A 15579-nucleotide genomic window follows, 5' to 3' on the forward strand; every position below is an offset into this window, starting at 1 on the left:
CTTTCGTTTCGAGCGCTTCCATGAGCAGCCAGACCTACAGCATCTCCGACCTCGCCCGCGAACTGGATATCACCACCCGGGCCATCCGCTTCTATGAAGAACAAGGCCTGTTGAGCCCGGAGCGACGGGGCCAGGAGCGCATTTACTCGCCGCGGGACAAGGTCAGCCTGAAGCTGATCCTGCGCGGCAAGCGCATTGGTTTTTCCCTGGCCGAGTGCCGCGAGCTGATCGAACTCTACGACCCCTCCAGCGGCAATCAGAAACAGCTGCACAGCATGCTGGCGAAAATCACCGAGCGCCGGGAACAGCTCGAACAGCAATTGCTGGACATCGAACAGATGAAGCTGGAACTCGACACCGCCGAAGAACGCTGCATCCAGGCGCTGGAGCAGACGATCAAGGGCGAGGAAATCGTCCAGTAACACAACATGCCCCCTGTGGGAGCGAGCCTGCTCGCGATAGCGATGTAACTGACAACATTAATGTTGACTGACATACCGCTATCGCGAGCAGGCTCGCTCCCACAGGGGCAGCATCGTTCTCGATATATTGGCAACTCACTACAGGTCAACCCCCATGTCCCTCCCCTCCTTTGTACGCCTGATCGAAGTCGGCCCCCGTGACGGGCTGCAGAATGAAGCCCAACCCATCAGCGTCGCCGACAAGGTGCGCCTGGTGGATGCCTTGAGCGCCGCCGGCCTGGGCTACATCGAAGTCGGCAGTTTTGTCTCGCCCAAATGGGTGCCGCAAATGGCCGGTTCCGCCGAGGTGTTCGCGCAGATCCAGCGCAAGCCCGGTGTGACCTATGGCGCCCTGGCGCCGAACCTGCGAGGTTTTGAAGACGCGCTGGCAGCAGGTGTAAAAGAGGTGGCGGTGTTCGCCGCCGCGTCCGAAGCGTTTTCCCAGCGCAATATCAACTGCTCCATCAAGGACAGCCTGGAGCGCTTCGCGCCGATCATGGAAGCCGCCAAGCAGCACAGCGTCAGTGTGCGCGGCTACGTGTCCTGCGTGCTGGGCTGCCCGTATGAAGGGACGGTCAAGCCTGAACAGGTGGCCTGGGTCGCTCGGGAGCTGTATGCCATGGGCTGCTACGAGGTCTCCCTGGGCGACACCATCGGCACGGGCACCGCCGGGGCCACCCGCAGGATGTTTGAGGTGGTGGGCGCCGAAGTGCCTCGGGACAAGCTCGCCGGACACTTTCACGACACCTACGGCCAAGCCATGGCCAACGTATACGCCAGCCTGCTGGAAGGCATCGCGGTGTTCGACAGCTCCATCGCCGGCCTGGGCGGCTGCCCTTATGCCAAGGGCGCCAGCGGTAACGTTGCCACCGAAGACGTGCTGTACCTGCTCAATGGCTTGGGTATCGAAACCGGTGTCGACCTGGACGCCCTGATCGCCGCGGGTCGGCAGATCTGCGACGTGCTCGGTCGCCCTAGCGGTTCGCGTGTCGCCAAGGCCCGCAGCGCACAGTGAGGTGTTACCGCTGGCCTTGTAACAGCGGTGAAACGAGTAACACGGAAACAATTTGTCAGGTCTGGCGCGTCAGCTTTTTCGACGAAAAAATACAACCCATTGATTTATATAAATTTTTAAAAGTTGGCACGCCACCTGCTATATCTCTTGTATAACAAGAATAAAAAAACGCAGCAAACCCAATAAAAACAAGACGAAACGACTCTGACATAACAAAAACAACACGGCAGAGACGCAGCTAACAGATTTTTTTGGAGAGGATGTGCTTTTCAGGGTGCTTTCAGGAGCAACCCGCAACCGGGCAGAGAACAATAAAACTACCTTCAGGTAGCTCCCGAATCGGTTGGATCGCCAGGCGAAAAAGCAGATCAGCGCTCAAAAAAATACGTTTGCTCTTGATCCCGGATGGGGATCGCCAAAAACAGCGGTAAAGGGCAACGGCTGCCAAAAACAACAACAGGCCGCCCCTCAATAATAAAAAAAGAGCACGCGACGACAAAATTAAAGGGGAGCTTCGGCTCCCCTTTGTGCTGTCTGGGGTTTGGGTTTTTCTTCTGGGAGCGAGCTTGCTCGCGAAGAGGCCAGCCCATCCAACATCTTCATCGACTGTGACGCCGCTTTCGCGAGCAAGCCCGCTCCCACAGGGGATTTTGCTCAGCCTTCTCTATCGCGCAGTTCTTCGATGCTGATTTCGCGCATGCGGAATTTCTGGATCTTGCCGGTGACCGTCATGGGAAATTCTTCGACGAATTTGAAATGACGCGGCGTCTTGAAGTGAGCGATGCGCTCCTTGCACCAGGCCTGCAGTTCTTGCTCGGAGGCACTGTGGCCGGGATGAAACCTGATCCAGGCGACGATTTCCTCGCCATAGCGCGAACACGGGATGCCGATCACTTGCACGTCCGCCACCGCCGGGTGAGTGAAGAAGAACTCCTCCAGCTCACGCGGGTAAATATTCTCCCCGCCGCGGATGATCATATCCTTGTTGCGCCCGACGATGCGCACGTAGCCCTGCTCGTCCATGGTCGCCAGATCGCCCGTGTGCATCCAGCCATCCGGGTCGATGGCATCGGTGCTGCCCTTGGGGTTGTTCCAGTAACCGAGCATCACGCTGTAGCCACGGGTACACAACTCACCGACAGCATCACGCGGGACGATATTGCCGGCCTCATCAATAATTTTGCTTTCCAGTTGCGGCTGGGTACGGCCGACGGTGGTTACGCGCAGTTCCAGTTCGTCTGTAGGACCGGTCTGCAATGACACCGGGCTGGTTTCCGTCATGCCGTAGGCAATCTGCACTTCGGCCATGTGCATTTCGTTGATGACCCGTCGCATCACTTCGATGGGGCATGTGGCCCCGGCCATGATGCCAGTGCGCAGGCTGGACACGTCGAAGTCGCCCCGCTGCGGCTGGTCCAGCAGGGCGATGAACATGGTGGGCACGCCATACAGTGCCGTGGCTTTTTCCTCGGCCACGGCCTTGAGCGTCAGCAACGGGTCGAAGGCATCGCTGGGGTAGATCATGGTGCTGCCATGGGTCATGCAGCCCAGGTTGCCCATGACCATGCCGAAGCAATGGTAGAGCGGCACCGGGATCACCAGCCGATCGCCAGCCGTCAGGCCCAGGCTTTCGCCGACCATGTATCCGTTATTGAGAATGTTGTGATGACTGAGGGTGGCGCCCTTGGGGAAACCAGTGGTGCCGGAGGTGTACTGGATATTCACCGGTTGATCGGACCGCAGGCTGGATTGGCGTTCAGCCAGTTGTTCCGGCGTCACCGCCGCACCCAGGGCGGCCAGTTGCGACCAGGGCAGGAAACCTGATGGTGGCTGGGAATCGAGGCTGATCACACCGCGCAAATCCGGCAAACGTTCGCTCTGCAGGTGGCCAATCGATTGCTCCGCCAGCTCTGGTACCAGCGCTTGCAACATGGCGTGATAATCCGAAGTCTTGAACGACCCGGCACACACCAGCCATTGGCATCCGGATTGTTTCAGCACGTATTCGAGCTCAGAGACGCGATAGGCCGGATTGATGTTGACCAGAATGACGCCGATCTTCGCACTGGCGAACTGGCTGATGCACCACTGGGCGCAATTGGGCGCCCACACGCCAAGGCGATCGCCGGCTTTCAAGCCTAGCGCCAATAAGGCTCGGGCGTGCAGATCAACGGCGTCGGCCAGTTGTTGCCAGGTATAACGCAGCGATTGATGGCGAGCCACCAACGCCTCGCCCTCGGGATAGCGGGCCTCCGTCTGGTCGAAAACCTCGCCGATGGTTTGGGCCAGCAAAGCCTTGGCCTGGGAGCCACGGGTGTAGCTGAGCTGCGAATGCGAACCGGGTTGATCCATGACGCCCCCTCTTGTCTTTATTAGTGGGTGTAGCAGTGGAATCTCACGCACAGATGCCTTGGGTAAAGCTATTGAAGCGCACTTACTCTGGCTCAAGTTGACGTTAACGTAAAGGGCGATTGACAGCCTCTCGTCACAAGCTTACGTTAACGTAAAGGTGAGAGCGATTCCGCCACTCTCCGCACCCGATAAAAAAGCCAAAGGTGTCCCATGAGCTACCCATCCCTGAACTTTGCCCTCGGCGAAACCATCGACATGTTGCGCGACCAGGTGCAGGCCTTCGTCAAGGCCGAGCTGGCGCCGCGAGCAGCGCAGATCGATATCGATAACCTGTTTCCCGCCGACATGTGGCGCAAGTTCGGCGACATGGGCCTGCTGGGCATCACCGTACCGGAGGAATACGGCGGCGCTGGCCTGGGCTACCTGGCCCACGTAGTGGCAATGGAAGAAATCAGCCGCGGCTCGGCCTCGGTCGCCCTCTCCTACGGTGCCCACTCCAACCTCTGCGTGAACCAGATCAACCGCAACGGCAATCACGAACAGAAAACCAAATACCTGCCCAAGCTGATCAGCGGCGAACACATAGGTGCCCTGGCGATGAGCGAGCCGAACGCCGGCTCCGACGTGGTATCGATGAAACTGCGGGCCGACAAGCATGGCGACAAGTACGTGCTCAATGGCAGCAAGACCTGGATCACCAACGGCCCCGATGCCAATACCTACGTGATCTACGCCAAGACCGACCTGGAAAAAGGTCCCCATGGCATCACCGCCTTCATCGTCGAGCGCGACTGGAAAGGCTTCAGCCGCAGCAACAAATTCGACAAGCTCGGCATGCGCGGCTCCAACACCTGCGAGCTGTTTTTCGATGACGTCGAAGTGCCGGAAGAAAACATCCTCGGCGCACTCAACGGTGGCGTGAAAGTGCTGATGAGCGGCCTCGACTACGAGCGCGTCGTGCTCTCTGGCGGCCCGACCGGGATCATGCAGGCCTGCATGGACCTGATCGTGCCCTACATCCACGACCGCAAGCAGTTCGGCCAGAGCATTGGCGAATTCCAGCTGATCCAGGGCAAGGTCGCTGACATGTACACCCAGCTCAACGCCAGCCGCGCCTACCTGTATGCCGTGGCCCAGGCCTGCGAGCGCGGCGAAACCACCCGCAAGGACGCCGCCGGGGTGATCCTCTACAGCGCCGAACGCGCCACGCAAATGGCCCTCGACGCCATCCAGATCCTCGGCGGCAATGGCTACATCAATGAATTCCCGGCCGGTCGTCTGCTGCGTGACGCCAAGCTGTACGAAATCGGTGCTGGCACCAGTGAGATTCGTCGGATGTTGATCGGCCGCGAACTGTTCAACGAAACCCGCTAACGGAGCTGACCATGGCCACGCTGCACACTCAGCTCAACCCGCGCTCGCCGGAGTTCATCGCCAACCGCGATGCAATGCTCGGACACGTCGAGGCCCTGCGCACACTGCTCGCGCAAATTCGCCAAGGCGGCGGTCCCAAGGCCCAGGAGCGGCACACCTCGCGAGGCAAGTTGTTGCCCCGTGAGCGCATCAACCGGCTGCTGGACCCGGGCTCGCCGTTTTTGGAAATCAGCCCATTGGCAGCCCATGAAGTCTATGGCGAAGACGTGCCGGCGGCTGGCGTGATTGCCGGCATCGGCCGAGTGGAAGGCGTCGAATGCATGATTGTCGCCAACGACGCGACGGTCAAAGGTGGCTCCTACTACCCGCTGACGGTAAAAAAACACCTGCGCGCCCAGACCATCGCCCAGCAGAACCGCCTGCCCTGCATTTACCTGGTGGACTCCGGCGGCGCCAACCTGCCGCGCCAGGACGAAGTGTTCCCGGACCGCGAGCACTTCGGCCGGATCTTCTTCAACCAGGCCAACATGAGTGCCCAGGGCATCCCGCAGATCGCCGTGGTCATGGGTTCCTGCACCGCCGGTGGCGCCTATGTGCCGGCCATGGCGGACGAGGCGATCATGGTTCGCCGGCAGGCGACGATTTTCCTCGCCGGCCCACCGTTGGTGAAAGCCGCCACCGGTGAGGTGGTCAGTGCCGAAGACCTGGGCGGCGCCGATGTGCACTGCAAGATCTCAGGCGTGGCCGACCATTACGCCGACAGCGACGAACATGCCCTGGCCCTGGCTCGCCGCAGCGTGGCCAACCTCAATTGGCGCAAACAGGGCGAGTTGCAGCATCGCCTGCCGATTGCCCCGCTTTACTCGGGCGACGAGTTGTACGGCGTGGTTTCGGCCGACGCCAAGCAGCCGTTCGATGTGCGGGAGGTGATCGCGCGCCTGGTGGACGGTTCGGTGTTCGACGAATTCAAGGCGCTGTTCGGAACGACGCTGGTGTGCGGCTTCGCCCATTTGCATGGCTACCCGATCGCGGTCCTGGCCAACAATGGCATTCTCTTCGCCGAAGCCGCGCAGAAAGGCGCGCACTTCATCGAACTGGCCTGCCAGCGCGGAATCCCCCTGCTGTTCCTGCAGAACATCACCGGTTTCATGGTCGGGCAGAAGTACGAAGCCGGCGGCATCGCCAAGCACGGGGCCAAACTGGTGACGGCCGTGGCCTGCGCCAAAGTGCCAAAATTCACCGTGATCATTGGCGGTAGTTTCGGCGCGGGTAACTACGGCATGTGCGGTCGCGCCTACGACCCGCGGTTCCTGTGGATGTGGCCGAACGCGCGGATTGGCGTGATGGGCGCCGAACAGGCGGCCGGCGTGCTGGTGCAGGTCAAGCGTGAACAAGCCGAACGCAGCGGCCACCCCTTCAGCGCCGAGCAGGAAGCCGAGATCAAGCAACCGATCCTCGATCAGTACGAAGAACAGGGTCACCCCTACTATTCCAGTGCCAGGCTATGGGACGACGGCGTCATCGACCCGGCCCAGACCCGCGATGTGCTGGGCCTGGCCTTGTCCGCGTCACTGAACGCGCCTATCGAACCGAGCCGCTTCGGCGTGTTCCGGATGTAAACGGGGAATGCCCATGGATAATTTCAACACCCTCGAACTGCACACCGACCCACGGGGCGTTGCCACCCTGTGGCTCAGCCGCGAGTCGAAAAACAACGCGTTCAACGCCGAAATGATCCGCGAACTGATCCTGGCGCTGGACCACGTCAGCAGCGATCCAACCTTGCGCTTCCTGCTGATCCGCGGTCGCGGCAAGCATTTCAGCGCCGGCGCTGACCTGGCCTGGATGCAGCAATCGGCCGAGCTCGACTACCACACCAACCTCGATGATGCCCGGGAACTGGCGGAGCTGATGTACAACCTCGCCAAGCTGAAGATTCCCACGCTTGCCGTCGTCCAGGGCGCCGCGTTCGGTGGCGCACTGGGGCTTATCAGCGCTTGTGACATGGCCATTGGCGCCGATGAAGCACAGTTCTGCCTGTCGGAAGTGCGTATTGGCCTGGCGCCAGCGGTGATCAGCCCGTTCGTGGTGCAAGCCATCGGCGAGCGTGCCGCGCGTCGTTATGCCCTGACGGCGGAACGCTTCGACGGGCAACGTGCGAAAGAAATCGGTTTGCTGTCGGAAAGCTACCCGGCCGAGGCCCTGGACCAGCAGGTCGAACAGTGGATCGACAACCTGCTGCTAAACAGCCCGGCGGCCATGCGCGCCAGTAAGGAACTGCTGCGTGAAGTCGGTAACGGCGCCCTTACCCCGGCGCTGCGGCGCTACACCGAAAACGCCATCGCCCGCATCCGCGTCAGCCCGGAGGGCCAGGAAGGCCTGCGGGCTTTCCTGCAAAAGCGTGCGCCAAACTGGCAAGCCGAATCGAATAACAAGGAGCCGCGTCGATGAACGCCCCTGCCCTAACCACGTTGCTGGTGGCCAACCGTGGCGAAATCGCCTGCCGCGTGATGCGCACCGCCAAGGCCATGGGCCTGACCACCGTTGCCGTCCACAGCGCCACCGACCGCGATGCCCGCCACAGCCGTGAAGCCGACATCCGCGTCGACCTGGGCGGCAGCAAGGCCGCCGACAGCTACCTGCAAATCGACAAACTGATCGCCGCAGCGAAAGCCAGCGGCGCCCAGGCCATCCATCCCGGTTATGGTTTTCTATCCGAGAACGCCGGGTTCGCCCGGGCGATTGAAAGCGCCGGGCTGATCTTCCTCGGCCCACCGGCCTCGGCCATCGATGCCATGGGCAGCAAATCGGCGGCCAAGACCTTGATGGAAACCGCCGGGGTGCCCCTGGTGCCCGGTTATCACGGCGAAGCCCAGGACCTGGAGAACTTTCGCGACGCCGCCGAGCACATCGGCTACCCGGTATTGCTCAAGGCCACGGCCGGCGGTGGTGGCAAGGGCATGAAAGTCGTCGAGGACGTCAGCCAACTGGCCGAAGCCCTGGCCTCGGCCCAGCGTGAAGCGCAGTCCTCGTTCGGCGACTCACGGATGCTGGTGGAAAAGTACCTGCTCAAGCCACGCCATGTGGAAATCCAGGTATTTGCCGACCGACACGGCAACTGCCTGTACCTCAACGAGCGCGATTGCTCGATCCAGCGCCGCCACCAGAAAGTGGTGGAAGAAGCCCCCGCCCCCGGCCTGACCCCGCAATTGCGCCAGGCCATGGGTGAAGCCGCCGTGCGCGCAGCCCAAGCGATTGGTTACGTCGGGGCCGGCACGGTGGAGTTCCTGCTGGATGCGCGGGGCGAATTCTTCTTCATGGAAATGAACACCCGCTTGCAGGTCGAGCATCCAGTCACCGAAGCGATCACCGGACTGGACCTGGTAGCCTGGCAGATCCGCGTCGCCCAAGGCGAACCTTTGTCGATCACTCAAGCGCAAGTGCCGCTGCTCGGTCACGCCATCGAAGTGCGGCTATATGCCGAAGACCCGGTCAACGATTTCCTGCCGGCCACCGGACGCCTTGCGTTGTATCGCGAATCGGCCGAGGGTCCGGGCCGACGGGTCGACAGCGGGGTTGAAGAAGGCGATGAAATCTCGCCGTTCTACGACCCGATGCTCGGCAAGCTGATTGCCTGGGGTGAAGACCGTGAGCAGGCGCGCTTGCGGCTGTTGAGCATGCTCGACGAATTTGCCATTGGCGGGCTGAAAACCAACATCGGGTTCCTGCGCCGAATCGTGGCCCACCCCGCCTTCGCGGCAGCAGAACTGGACACCGGATTTATCCCACGTTACCAGGCGCAATTGCTGCCAGAGCCGGGCGAATTGGATGATGCGTTCTGGTTCGCAGCCGCCCAGGGCTTCGCCTTGAGCCTGACACCGCGCGTGCGCTGCGATGATGTCGATTCGCCTTGGGCCAGCACCACCGGGCTGCGTCTGGGGCTGCCAAGGGAAACCACCTTGCACCTGAGCTGCGAAGGCCAGGATCGCGCGCTGACGCTGGACGTTAGCGCCCATTGCGCGGAACTCAAGGGCGAGCAACTGGTGATCGAGCACCACGGCATGCGCCGCAGTCATCGGGTCATTCGCCAAGGCGACAGCCTGTATCTGCAATGGGCGGGTGACCTGCACCGGATCGACCTGTACGACCCGTTGGCCGCCGCCGAGGCCAGCCACAGCCATCAAGGCGGCCTGGTCGCGCCCATGAACGGCAGTATCGTGCGGGTATTGGTGAGTGTCGGCCAGCCGGTAGAAGCCGGGGCTCAACTGGTGGTCCTGGAGGCCATGAAAATGGAGCACAGCATTCGTGCGCCCAAGGCCGGGGTGATCAAGGCGCTGTATTGCCAGGAAGGCGAAATGGTCAGCGAAGGCAGCGCCCTGGTGGCGTTCGAAGAATAGGCATCGGCCCGCTCCTTGGGCCGATCCAGTCAGAACCTGATGGTGGCCTGCACCACCACACCGATGAGGCGACATTGCTCGGTGTACAGGTTTTTCGGGTAAGTCGGATTGAGCGGAACCAGGTAACGCTGCCCGCTCTCTTCGATCAATTTGCGAAAGGTCGCGTCACTGCTGCCAGGCAAGCAGGCGACCACCAGTTTGCCTGGCACCGCCTCGATCGCCGGATCCACCAGGATCGACATGCCCTCGGGAATGCTCAACCCGCTGGGTGCGGTCATCGCGTCGCCCACCACCACCAGCCAGAACGCGGCCCCCAGGGCGTGGTAGTCCGTCAGTTCGTAGCGCACCTGGCTGTAGGCGCCAGGATCGCCTTCGCGAACCTCGCCAACCTCGTGCCACTCACTGACCGGGTAGCGGAAGTACGGGTTGTACTTCTGCGCCAGGGTCATGCCTTCGTCCGTGGAGGTGTCCGGCTCGCGAATCACCATCGCCACTTCCAAAAACTCCAGCCCCAGCTCCCGCAGGACCCGGTTCATGTCTTCGACACTGGGTTGCCGGCGCCTGGTCAGCCAATGGCCGACGCCGCCCTGGGACATTCCCAACCGTTCTGCCAGCACCACTTGCGTGATGCGCAGCTCCTTCATCTTGGCCTTGACCAACTCTATCCATTTATCCATGTGCGGCACGATACGTGGATGACTCCGGCCATTCAAAACACAAATTGTAGTATTTAAATTATCGTCACAATTACGATAAGTACTACTCTGGATTCAGGAGTTCAGCCCCACACACGGAGATTTTTATCACCATGGATACACCCGACAAAGACCAACCCGGCAGCCCTTTCGACAGCACGTTCCCTTCCTTGCAGGATTGCCCGGCGGCCAAACGCGCCCTCGACTACTACTTGAAACCAGGTGTTTCGCAGGCACAGGCAGAACATCGTTTCTTCGACGTCCACCACAGCATCGGCGCAGAAGAAGCCCTTGTTCATGCCTGCGACCTGCTGCGCTGTGCAGCGGCGACCGCCCACGAGTCCGCCAACCAGTTGAACGGTTCGAGCCGTGACCTGGCATTTTCGGTGGTGCACATGATTGATCTGGTCAAGGTGATACTTGACCGATCCCTGGATCGCTACCCGACTCGCTAGGGGTAACGCTTGGGAATGTCGCCGCGAACGCGGACGACGAGAAAATTTTCCAATCGATGCGATAAAACCATTTGACTTGCAAATGATAATGATTATTATTGCATCAGCTGATCGCGAGATCAGTCGATAGACCAGAAGACCTTAGGTCGGACTTCTGGAATATCTCCTCATCAGGCTAATCACGGTTTTTGACCCGGCTTTTTGCCGGGTCTTTTTTTTGCCGATTTTTCGGCTTATGGCTTCAGGCTAAAGAAGTCTTTTTGGGTGCTGCCAATTTGGTGGCGGCGATGATAGCAAATGAATATCTGATTGCAAGAGCAGCCCCGCCACGCAGGCTGAAACTATCGGCAGCCAGCGCTTGAGAATCAATTGCAGACTCTCTAAGCTGGCTCGGCGTCCAGGGAGGACGCCCCCTCTTTTACGTGACGTAAATCGTCTCGGCTCCCCCTTCTTGCGTGTACAGTAATGGCCATGAAAATCCTCTCCAGGAATCGTGACCGTGGCTAAATCTTCCTTTGATATCAGTGCCAATTTCGACAGCGGTAACATCGAGGTCGTCGACATCAGCAACCCGTTGCAGTCGTTGCTCAAGATCAGGCCCGACACCCGCAGCGCCCATTTCCAGTGGTTCCACTTCAAGGCCAGCGGCCTGCACGTCGGCCAGGAGTATTCCTTCCGGCTGCTCAACGCCAGCCAATCGTCTTACAACAAGGCCTGGACGGGCTACCAGGCCGTTGCTTCCTACGATCACGTCAACTGGTTCCGCATTCCGACCCAATTTGAAGGCGACGCCCTGCGTTTTTATCTGGAGACCGAACAGACCAACGCCTGGTTCGCCTACTTCGAACCCTACAGTCGCGGCCGGCACGATTGGCTGATCGAGCAAGCGCAGCACAAGGCCGGCGCCGAACTGTTGGCCGTCGGTAAAAGCGTGGAAGGCCGTGACGTTCAGCTGCTGCGCAAAGGCAGCGGTGCGCAAGGCCGGCGCAAAGTCTGGATCATCGCCCAGCAGCATCCCGGCGAGCACATGGCCGAGTGGTTCATGGAGGGCGTGATCGAACGCCTCCAGCAGCAGGACGATGCGCAACTGAACCAGTTGCTCGCCAAGGCCGATCTGTACCTGGTGCCGAACATGAACCCGGACGGCGCGTTCCACGGGCATCTGCGGACCAACGCCATGGGCCAGGACCTCAACCGTGCCTGGCAGAACGCCAGTCCGGAAATCAGTCCCGAGGTCTTTTTCGTCCAGCAGCAAATGGAAAAGTACGGCGTCGATCTGTTCCTCGATGCTCATGGCGATGAGGAAATTCCCCACGTCTTCACCGCCGGTTGCGAAGGCAACCCGGGCTACACGCCACGCATTGCCGAACTCGAAGAGCGCTTTCGCAGCCATCTCAAGCACCAGACCAAAGACTTCCAGACCATTCACGGCTACACCCGCGACGAACCGGGCCAGGCCAACATGACCCTGGCCTGCAACGCGGTCGGGCAGAAATATGACTGCCTGTCCCTGACCCTGGAAATGCCGTTCAAGGACCACAACGATCACCCGAACCCGATCACCGGCTGGTCTGGCAAACGCTCGATGCAACTGGGCAAGGATGTATTGAGCACCATCGAGGCCATGGTCGACGAATTGCGCTGATCCAATGACCTGATCAATCCTCTGTGGCCAGGGAGCTTGCTCCTGGCCACAACCCATCAACCCTTGCCGCGCAACATACTGTCCAATACCTCATCCCGGCGCACCCAAGCGTGAAACAACGCCGCCGCCAGATGCACCAGCACCGTCACGAACAACAGGTAAGCCAAGTACCCGTGGGCCTTGCGCAGCAGTGCGAACGTCTGGGCGTGGGCTGGCAGAATCGAAGGCAGTTGCAACGAGTCGCCGAGCATCACCGGGTCCCCCGCCGCCGAAATCATGCCCCAGCCCAACAGCGGCAGGACCAGCATCAGGGCGTACAACAGCACATGCGAGGCGTTTGCCGCCAGCACTTGCCAGGCCGGCAGATCCGCCGGCAGCGGCGGTTGACGGGTGGTAAAACGCACCACCAGGCGCACGATCACCAACAGTAAAATCGCGATACCCAATGGTTTGTGCAACTGCAGCAGCCATTCATGGCGTTCGGAGACCGAGGCGACCATGCCCGCGCCGATGAACAGCATGGCGATGATCATCACTGCCATCAGCCAGTGCAGCAGCCGGGCCAGCGGTGCAAAGTGACGAGGGGCGCTCATGGGCGGGACTCCTGTTTGGCGGGCAACTGGCTCACTTCGCTGGTACGGCGCAGATAGGAACTGGCATAGGCGGCGGAACGCGCGACCAATAGCGGGTCTTCGGAACCTTCGATCCCTTGGGGCAGGATCAGCGGGTCATAGTTGATGTCGCGACATTCGCCGTTGTCCTGCGCCTGAGTGCGCTCGAGCACCAGCGTGCCGGCATTGAGTACCTTGCGGTCGGCGGGCCAAGTCTTGCTGGCATCGTTCACCGGGTCCCCCGGGTTGGCCAGGGAGATATTCAACTGCCAGCGCAACGGCCCGGCGGCGAGACGCTTCACCAAGTCTTGCTCGAGGAAGTCGCCCCCCTGGGGTGGCGTCGCATCCGCAGCGTCCTGGCTCATCGGCACCACGCCCCAGCGCACCGCCTGACGCTGCCCGGCGGGGTTGACCAGATAGAACGCGTTGATGCCGTTGTAGGTTTCGGTGGCATAACTGGCCGACGGCTTGGCGGTCTTGATCCATTGCAGGAACGGCATCGCTTCGGGGTGCGCGGCAAAGAACGCCGGTACGGCCGCAGGGTTCGGTTTTCCGGTGGCAGGATCCGGCGACTGGGCTTGCTGGAGTTGGTAGAAGGCTTCGGGCGTGCCCACCGGAAACACCGGCATGCTGTTCATGCCAGTGCGCCATTGCTGGCCGTTGGCCTGGGTAAAACGCAGTGCCAGGCTGCGAATCGGCACACTGCCGTCCGGCGCATAGGGGTTGCCGCTGGGCAAGGCGAAACGCCCAGCCACTGGCGTTTGCGGCTGCGAGAATACTTGGGCGCTGGAATAGGCGCTGGCCTCGCCCGTGCTTTGGAAATAGCCCGCGACGCAGACTCCTTTTGAATGGTTGCGTCGGAAGCCCGGATGAACGCCGTTGTTTTTTTCCAGCACATTGACCAACGCCTGCGGTGTCAGGCGCTGTGGGTCGAGGCTGCCATTGACGTAGGCAAACGCCCCGGCCAGCGCGGCAACAATCACCGCGATGCCGCTCAGACGCAATATCAGGCCGGCGGCACTCAAGGGTGGCCGGCTCGACGAGGGTGAAGGATCTACCATGAGAAAGCTCCAGGGCTCGGGGCCATTTGTTGGAAAGGACCCGTCAGACGAAGGCGTGACAGGTTTATTCCCACACCTCGTATTTATTTTTCCTGCACTGGAATAATCTCGTTCGCGGGTCGTCTTTCCAGTCCCGGCGCAATGACTGCCCATAGAAACCACACTTTCATGAACGCACTCGACGAACAGTTGCGCGAGCTCATCCCCAGGCTACGGCGTTTTGCCGTGTCGCTGACGCGCAACCCGAGCAACGCCGATGACCTGGTGCAGGCATGCCTGGAACGGGCGTTGTCCAAGTGGAACGACAAGCGCCCGGACGGCGATCTGCGGGCCTGGCTGTTTTCGATTCTGTACCGGCAGTTTCTCGACGGTCATCGCCGCTCCCGTCGGTATGCGCGCATGCTGGAGTTTTTCACCGGCCGCGACGATGCCCACCCTTCGGCCGAGCGCAGCGTGATCGCGCAATCATCCCTGCAGGCCTTCGATCAACTCACGACGGAACAACGTGCACTGTTGTTGTGGGTGTCGGTGGAAGGCTTGAGTTACCAGCAAGTCGCCGACATCCTCGACGTGCCGATCGGCACGGTCATGTCCCGCCTGTCCCGCGCTCGCCAGGCCCTGCGCCAACTCAGCGACGGCGAAATCACCCGCCCTACCCTGCGGATACTCAAATGATCAGCATGCCCCCCAGCGACAGCGACCTGCACGCCTACGTCGATCGCCAACTGAGCGAGGCCGACCAGCGCCTGGTGCAGGCCTACCTGGCCAACCAGCCGGAAGTCGCCGCCCGGGTCCGCGCCTGGCAACAGGACGCGCAACACCTGCGCACGGCCCTGAGCGGCGCTTTGCAACAGCCGCCCAACCCCGACCTCGACCCGGCCATGATTCGCCAGCACCTGAAACATCGCTCCCGCCGCCACCTGGCCAGCGCCGCGGTGTTGCTGCTGGCTGTCAGCGTGGGCGGGGTCAGTGGCTGGCAGGCGCGGCAAATGACCCTGCTCAGCGCTGCTGCCCCGATGGCTGACGCCCTGCAGGCATACCGCTTGATTGCCCAACAGGGCATCCTTCCGGCCGATTACCAGACGAGTGACGAGCTGAGCATGCAAGGCTGGCTCGACCGCTACTTCACCCAGGCCGACCGGCTGCCAGACCTGTCGGGCGCAGGCTTCAAGCCGGTCAGCGGGCGCTTGCTCAGCACCGAACAAGGCGCGGCGGCAATGGTGGTCTATCAGGACCCGAGCGGTCAGAAAATCAGCTTCTACGTGCGCCCACCCGGCCCGAAAAACTTCCTCCTGCCCCGGGGCAGTCGCCGCGAGGGCGAATTGCAAGCCGAGTACTGGTCCGGGCCGGGCTACAACTATGCGATGGTCATTCCCAGTGATACGCCGACGGTGCAACGGCTCAAGCAGACCCTGAAGTTCTGAGCCCCCTTGTGGGAATCTCTGTGGGAGCGAGCTTGCTCGCGATGGCGGTGTATCAGTCGACATCATTTCTAACTGAACCTCCGCTATCG

15 protein-coding genes are annotated in these 15579 nt (G+C 61.1%); 10 read left to right on the forward strand and 5 right to left on the reverse strand.

The genetic code is table 11. The features are described 5' to 3' along the window. The first annotated feature begins 20 nt into the window (after window positions 1-20). Both AB4O22_RS16685 and AB4O22_RS16690 read left to right on the forward strand, forming a co-directional pair. Window positions 21-422 carry a MerR family transcriptional regulator gene (locus AB4O22_RS16685; protein ID WP_003200000.1) on the forward strand — a complete coding sequence of 134 codons (402 nt, stop codon included), beginning with the start codon at window positions 21-23 and terminating at the stop codon, window positions 420-422. 154 nt (window positions 423-576) lie between these two features. Further along, window positions 577-1476: a hydroxymethylglutaryl-CoA lyase gene (locus tag AB4O22_RS16690; RefSeq protein ID WP_223471606.1), complete on the forward strand. Its 900-nt coding sequence runs from the start codon at window positions 577-579 to the stop codon at window positions 1474-1476. Window positions 1477-1844: 368 nt separating this feature from the next. On the opposite strand, the gene AB4O22_RS16695 is transcribed toward AB4O22_RS16690, so the two are convergent. Both AB4O22_RS16695 and AB4O22_RS16700 read right to left on the reverse strand, forming a co-directional pair. Further along, window positions 1845-2066 carry a hypothetical protein gene (locus AB4O22_RS16695; RefSeq protein ID WP_223475015.1) on the reverse strand — a complete coding sequence of 74 codons (222 nt, stop codon included), beginning with the start codon at window positions 2064-2066 and terminating at the stop codon, window positions 1845-1847. Window positions 2067-2130: 64 nt separating this feature from the next. Beyond that, window positions 2131-3828 (reverse strand): AMP-binding protein, encoded by a 1698-nt coding sequence (locus AB4O22_RS16700; RefSeq protein ID WP_460096770.1) that lies wholly within the window; start codon window positions 3826-3828, stop codon window positions 2131-2133. Between the two features lie 210 nt (window positions 3829-4038). On the opposite strand from AB4O22_RS16700, the gene AB4O22_RS16705 reads away from it, so the two are divergent. Genes AB4O22_RS16705 through AB4O22_RS16720 form a run of 4 tightly spaced genes read left to right on the forward strand, consistent with a single transcriptional unit; the run spans window position 4039 to window position 9599 of the window. After that, window positions 4039-5202 (forward strand): isovaleryl-CoA dehydrogenase, encoded by a 1164-nt coding sequence (locus AB4O22_RS16705; protein ID WP_003199994.1) that lies wholly within the window; start codon window positions 4039-4041, stop codon window positions 5200-5202. A gap of 11 nt (window positions 5203-5213) precedes the next feature. After that, entirely contained in the window at window positions 5214-6821 is a 1608-nt protein-coding gene (locus AB4O22_RS16710; protein ID WP_003199993.1) for a carboxyl transferase domain-containing protein, read from the forward strand. A gap of 13 nt (window positions 6822-6834) precedes the next feature. After that, the gene (locus tag AB4O22_RS16715; protein WP_223471603.1) at window positions 6835-7653 is read left to right on the forward strand and encodes a gamma-carboxygeranoyl-CoA hydratase; all 819 of its coding nucleotides are present in this window, start codon (window positions 6835-6837) and stop codon (window positions 7651-7653) included. Continuing rightward, entirely contained in the window at window positions 7650-9599 is a 1950-nt protein-coding gene (locus AB4O22_RS16720; RefSeq protein ID WP_223471602.1) for an acetyl/propionyl/methylcrotonyl-CoA carboxylase subunit alpha, read from the forward strand. Before AB4O22_RS16715 ends, AB4O22_RS16720 begins: the two co-directional genes overlap by 4 nt. A 29-nt stretch (window positions 9600-9628) precedes the next feature. On the opposite strand, the gene AB4O22_RS16725 is transcribed toward AB4O22_RS16720, so the two are convergent. Next, window positions 9629-10276, reverse strand: a complete 648-nt coding sequence (locus AB4O22_RS16725; protein ID WP_223471601.1) for a LexA family protein — start codon at window positions 10274-10276, stop codon at window positions 9629-9631. 131 nt (window positions 10277-10407) lie between these two features. Between AB4O22_RS16725 and AB4O22_RS16730 the strand changes: the two genes are divergently transcribed. After that, window positions 10408-10749 (forward strand): DUF6124 family protein, encoded by a 342-nt coding sequence (locus AB4O22_RS16730; protein ID WP_460096772.1) that lies wholly within the window; start codon window positions 10408-10410, stop codon window positions 10747-10749. A 493-nt stretch (window positions 10750-11242) separates the two neighbouring features. Next, window positions 11243-12394, forward strand: a complete 1152-nt coding sequence (locus AB4O22_RS16735) for a M14 family metallopeptidase (RefSeq protein ID WP_003199982.1) — start codon at window positions 11243-11245, stop codon at window positions 12392-12394. A 56-nt stretch (window positions 12395-12450) separates the two neighbouring features. Here AB4O22_RS16735 and AB4O22_RS16740 read toward each other — a convergent pair whose 3' ends face one another. Both AB4O22_RS16740 and AB4O22_RS16745 read right to left on the reverse strand, forming a co-directional pair. Further along, window positions 12451-12987, reverse strand: coding sequence for a cytochrome b (locus tag AB4O22_RS16740; protein ID WP_003199979.1), 537 nt, complete (start codon window positions 12985-12987; stop codon window positions 12451-12453). Then, window positions 12984-14066 (reverse strand): catalase family peroxidase, encoded by a 1083-nt coding sequence (locus AB4O22_RS16745; protein WP_460096773.1) that lies wholly within the window; start codon window positions 14064-14066, stop codon window positions 12984-12986. The genes AB4O22_RS16740 and AB4O22_RS16745 overlap by 4 nt, the downstream gene beginning before the upstream one ends. Before the next feature lie 168 nt (window positions 14067-14234). Here AB4O22_RS16745 and AB4O22_RS16750 point away from each other — a divergent pair, with 168 nt between their 5' ends. Further along, the gene (locus AB4O22_RS16750; RefSeq protein ID WP_003199976.1) at window positions 14235-14741 is read left to right on the forward strand and encodes a sigma-70 family RNA polymerase sigma factor; all 507 of its coding nucleotides are present in this window, start codon (window positions 14235-14237) and stop codon (window positions 14739-14741) included. After that, window positions 14738-15490 (forward strand): anti-sigma factor family protein, encoded by a 753-nt coding sequence (locus AB4O22_RS16755; RefSeq protein WP_223471597.1) that lies wholly within the window; start codon window positions 14738-14740, stop codon window positions 15488-15490. Before AB4O22_RS16750 ends, AB4O22_RS16755 begins: the two co-directional genes overlap by 4 nt. The last annotated feature ends 89 nt before the right edge of the window (window positions 15491-15579 follow it).

It is taken from the genome of Pseudomonas sp. S3_B11 (genome assembly GCF_054667715.1).

Coding starts and splice junctions, on each gene's coding strand:
- AB4O22_RS16730 (WP_460096772.1), top strand. CDS start 10,408: ATGGATACACCCGACAAAGACCAACCCGGCAGCCCTTTCGACAGCACG.
- AB4O22_RS16715 (WP_223471603.1), top strand. CDS start 6,835: ATGGATAATTTCAACACCCTCGAACTGCACACCGACCCACGGGGCGTT.
- AB4O22_RS16690 (WP_223471606.1), top strand. CDS start 577: ATGTCCCTCCCCTCCTTTGTACGCCTGATCGAAGTCGGCCCCCGTGAC.
- AB4O22_RS16720 (WP_223471602.1), top strand. CDS start 7,650: ATGAACGCCCCTGCCCTAACCACGTTGCTGGTGGCCAACCGTGGCGAA.
- AB4O22_RS16745 (WP_460096773.1), bottom strand. CDS start 14,066: ATGGTAGATCCTTCACCCTCGTCGAGCCGGCCACCCTTGAGTGCCGCC.
- AB4O22_RS16725 (WP_223471601.1), bottom strand. CDS start 10,276: ATGGATAAATGGATAGAGTTGGTCAAGGCCAAGATGAAGGAGCTGCGC.
- AB4O22_RS16740 (WP_003199979.1), bottom strand. CDS start 12,987: ATGAGCGCCCCTCGTCACTTTGCACCGCTGGCCCGGCTGCTGCACTGG.
- AB4O22_RS16710 (WP_003199993.1), top strand. CDS start 5,214: ATGGCCACGCTGCACACTCAGCTCAACCCGCGCTCGCCGGAGTTCATC.
- AB4O22_RS16750 (WP_003199976.1), top strand. CDS start 14,235: ATGAACGCACTCGACGAACAGTTGCGCGAGCTCATCCCCAGGCTACGG.
- AB4O22_RS16695 (WP_223475015.1), bottom strand. CDS start 2,066: ATGGGCTGGCCTCTTCGCGAGCAAGCTCGCTCCCAGAAGAAAAACCCA.
- AB4O22_RS16755 (WP_223471597.1), top strand. CDS start 14,738: ATGATCAGCATGCCCCCCAGCGACAGCGACCTGCACGCCTACGTCGAT.
- AB4O22_RS16705 (WP_003199994.1), top strand. CDS start 4,039: ATGAGCTACCCATCCCTGAACTTTGCCCTCGGCGAAACCATCGACATG.
- AB4O22_RS16685 (WP_003200000.1), top strand. CDS start 21: ATGAGCAGCCAGACCTACAGCATCTCCGACCTCGCCCGCGAACTGGAT.
- AB4O22_RS16700 (WP_460096770.1), bottom strand. CDS start 3,828: ATGGATCAACCCGGTTCGCATTCGCAGCTCAGCTACACCCGTGGCTCC.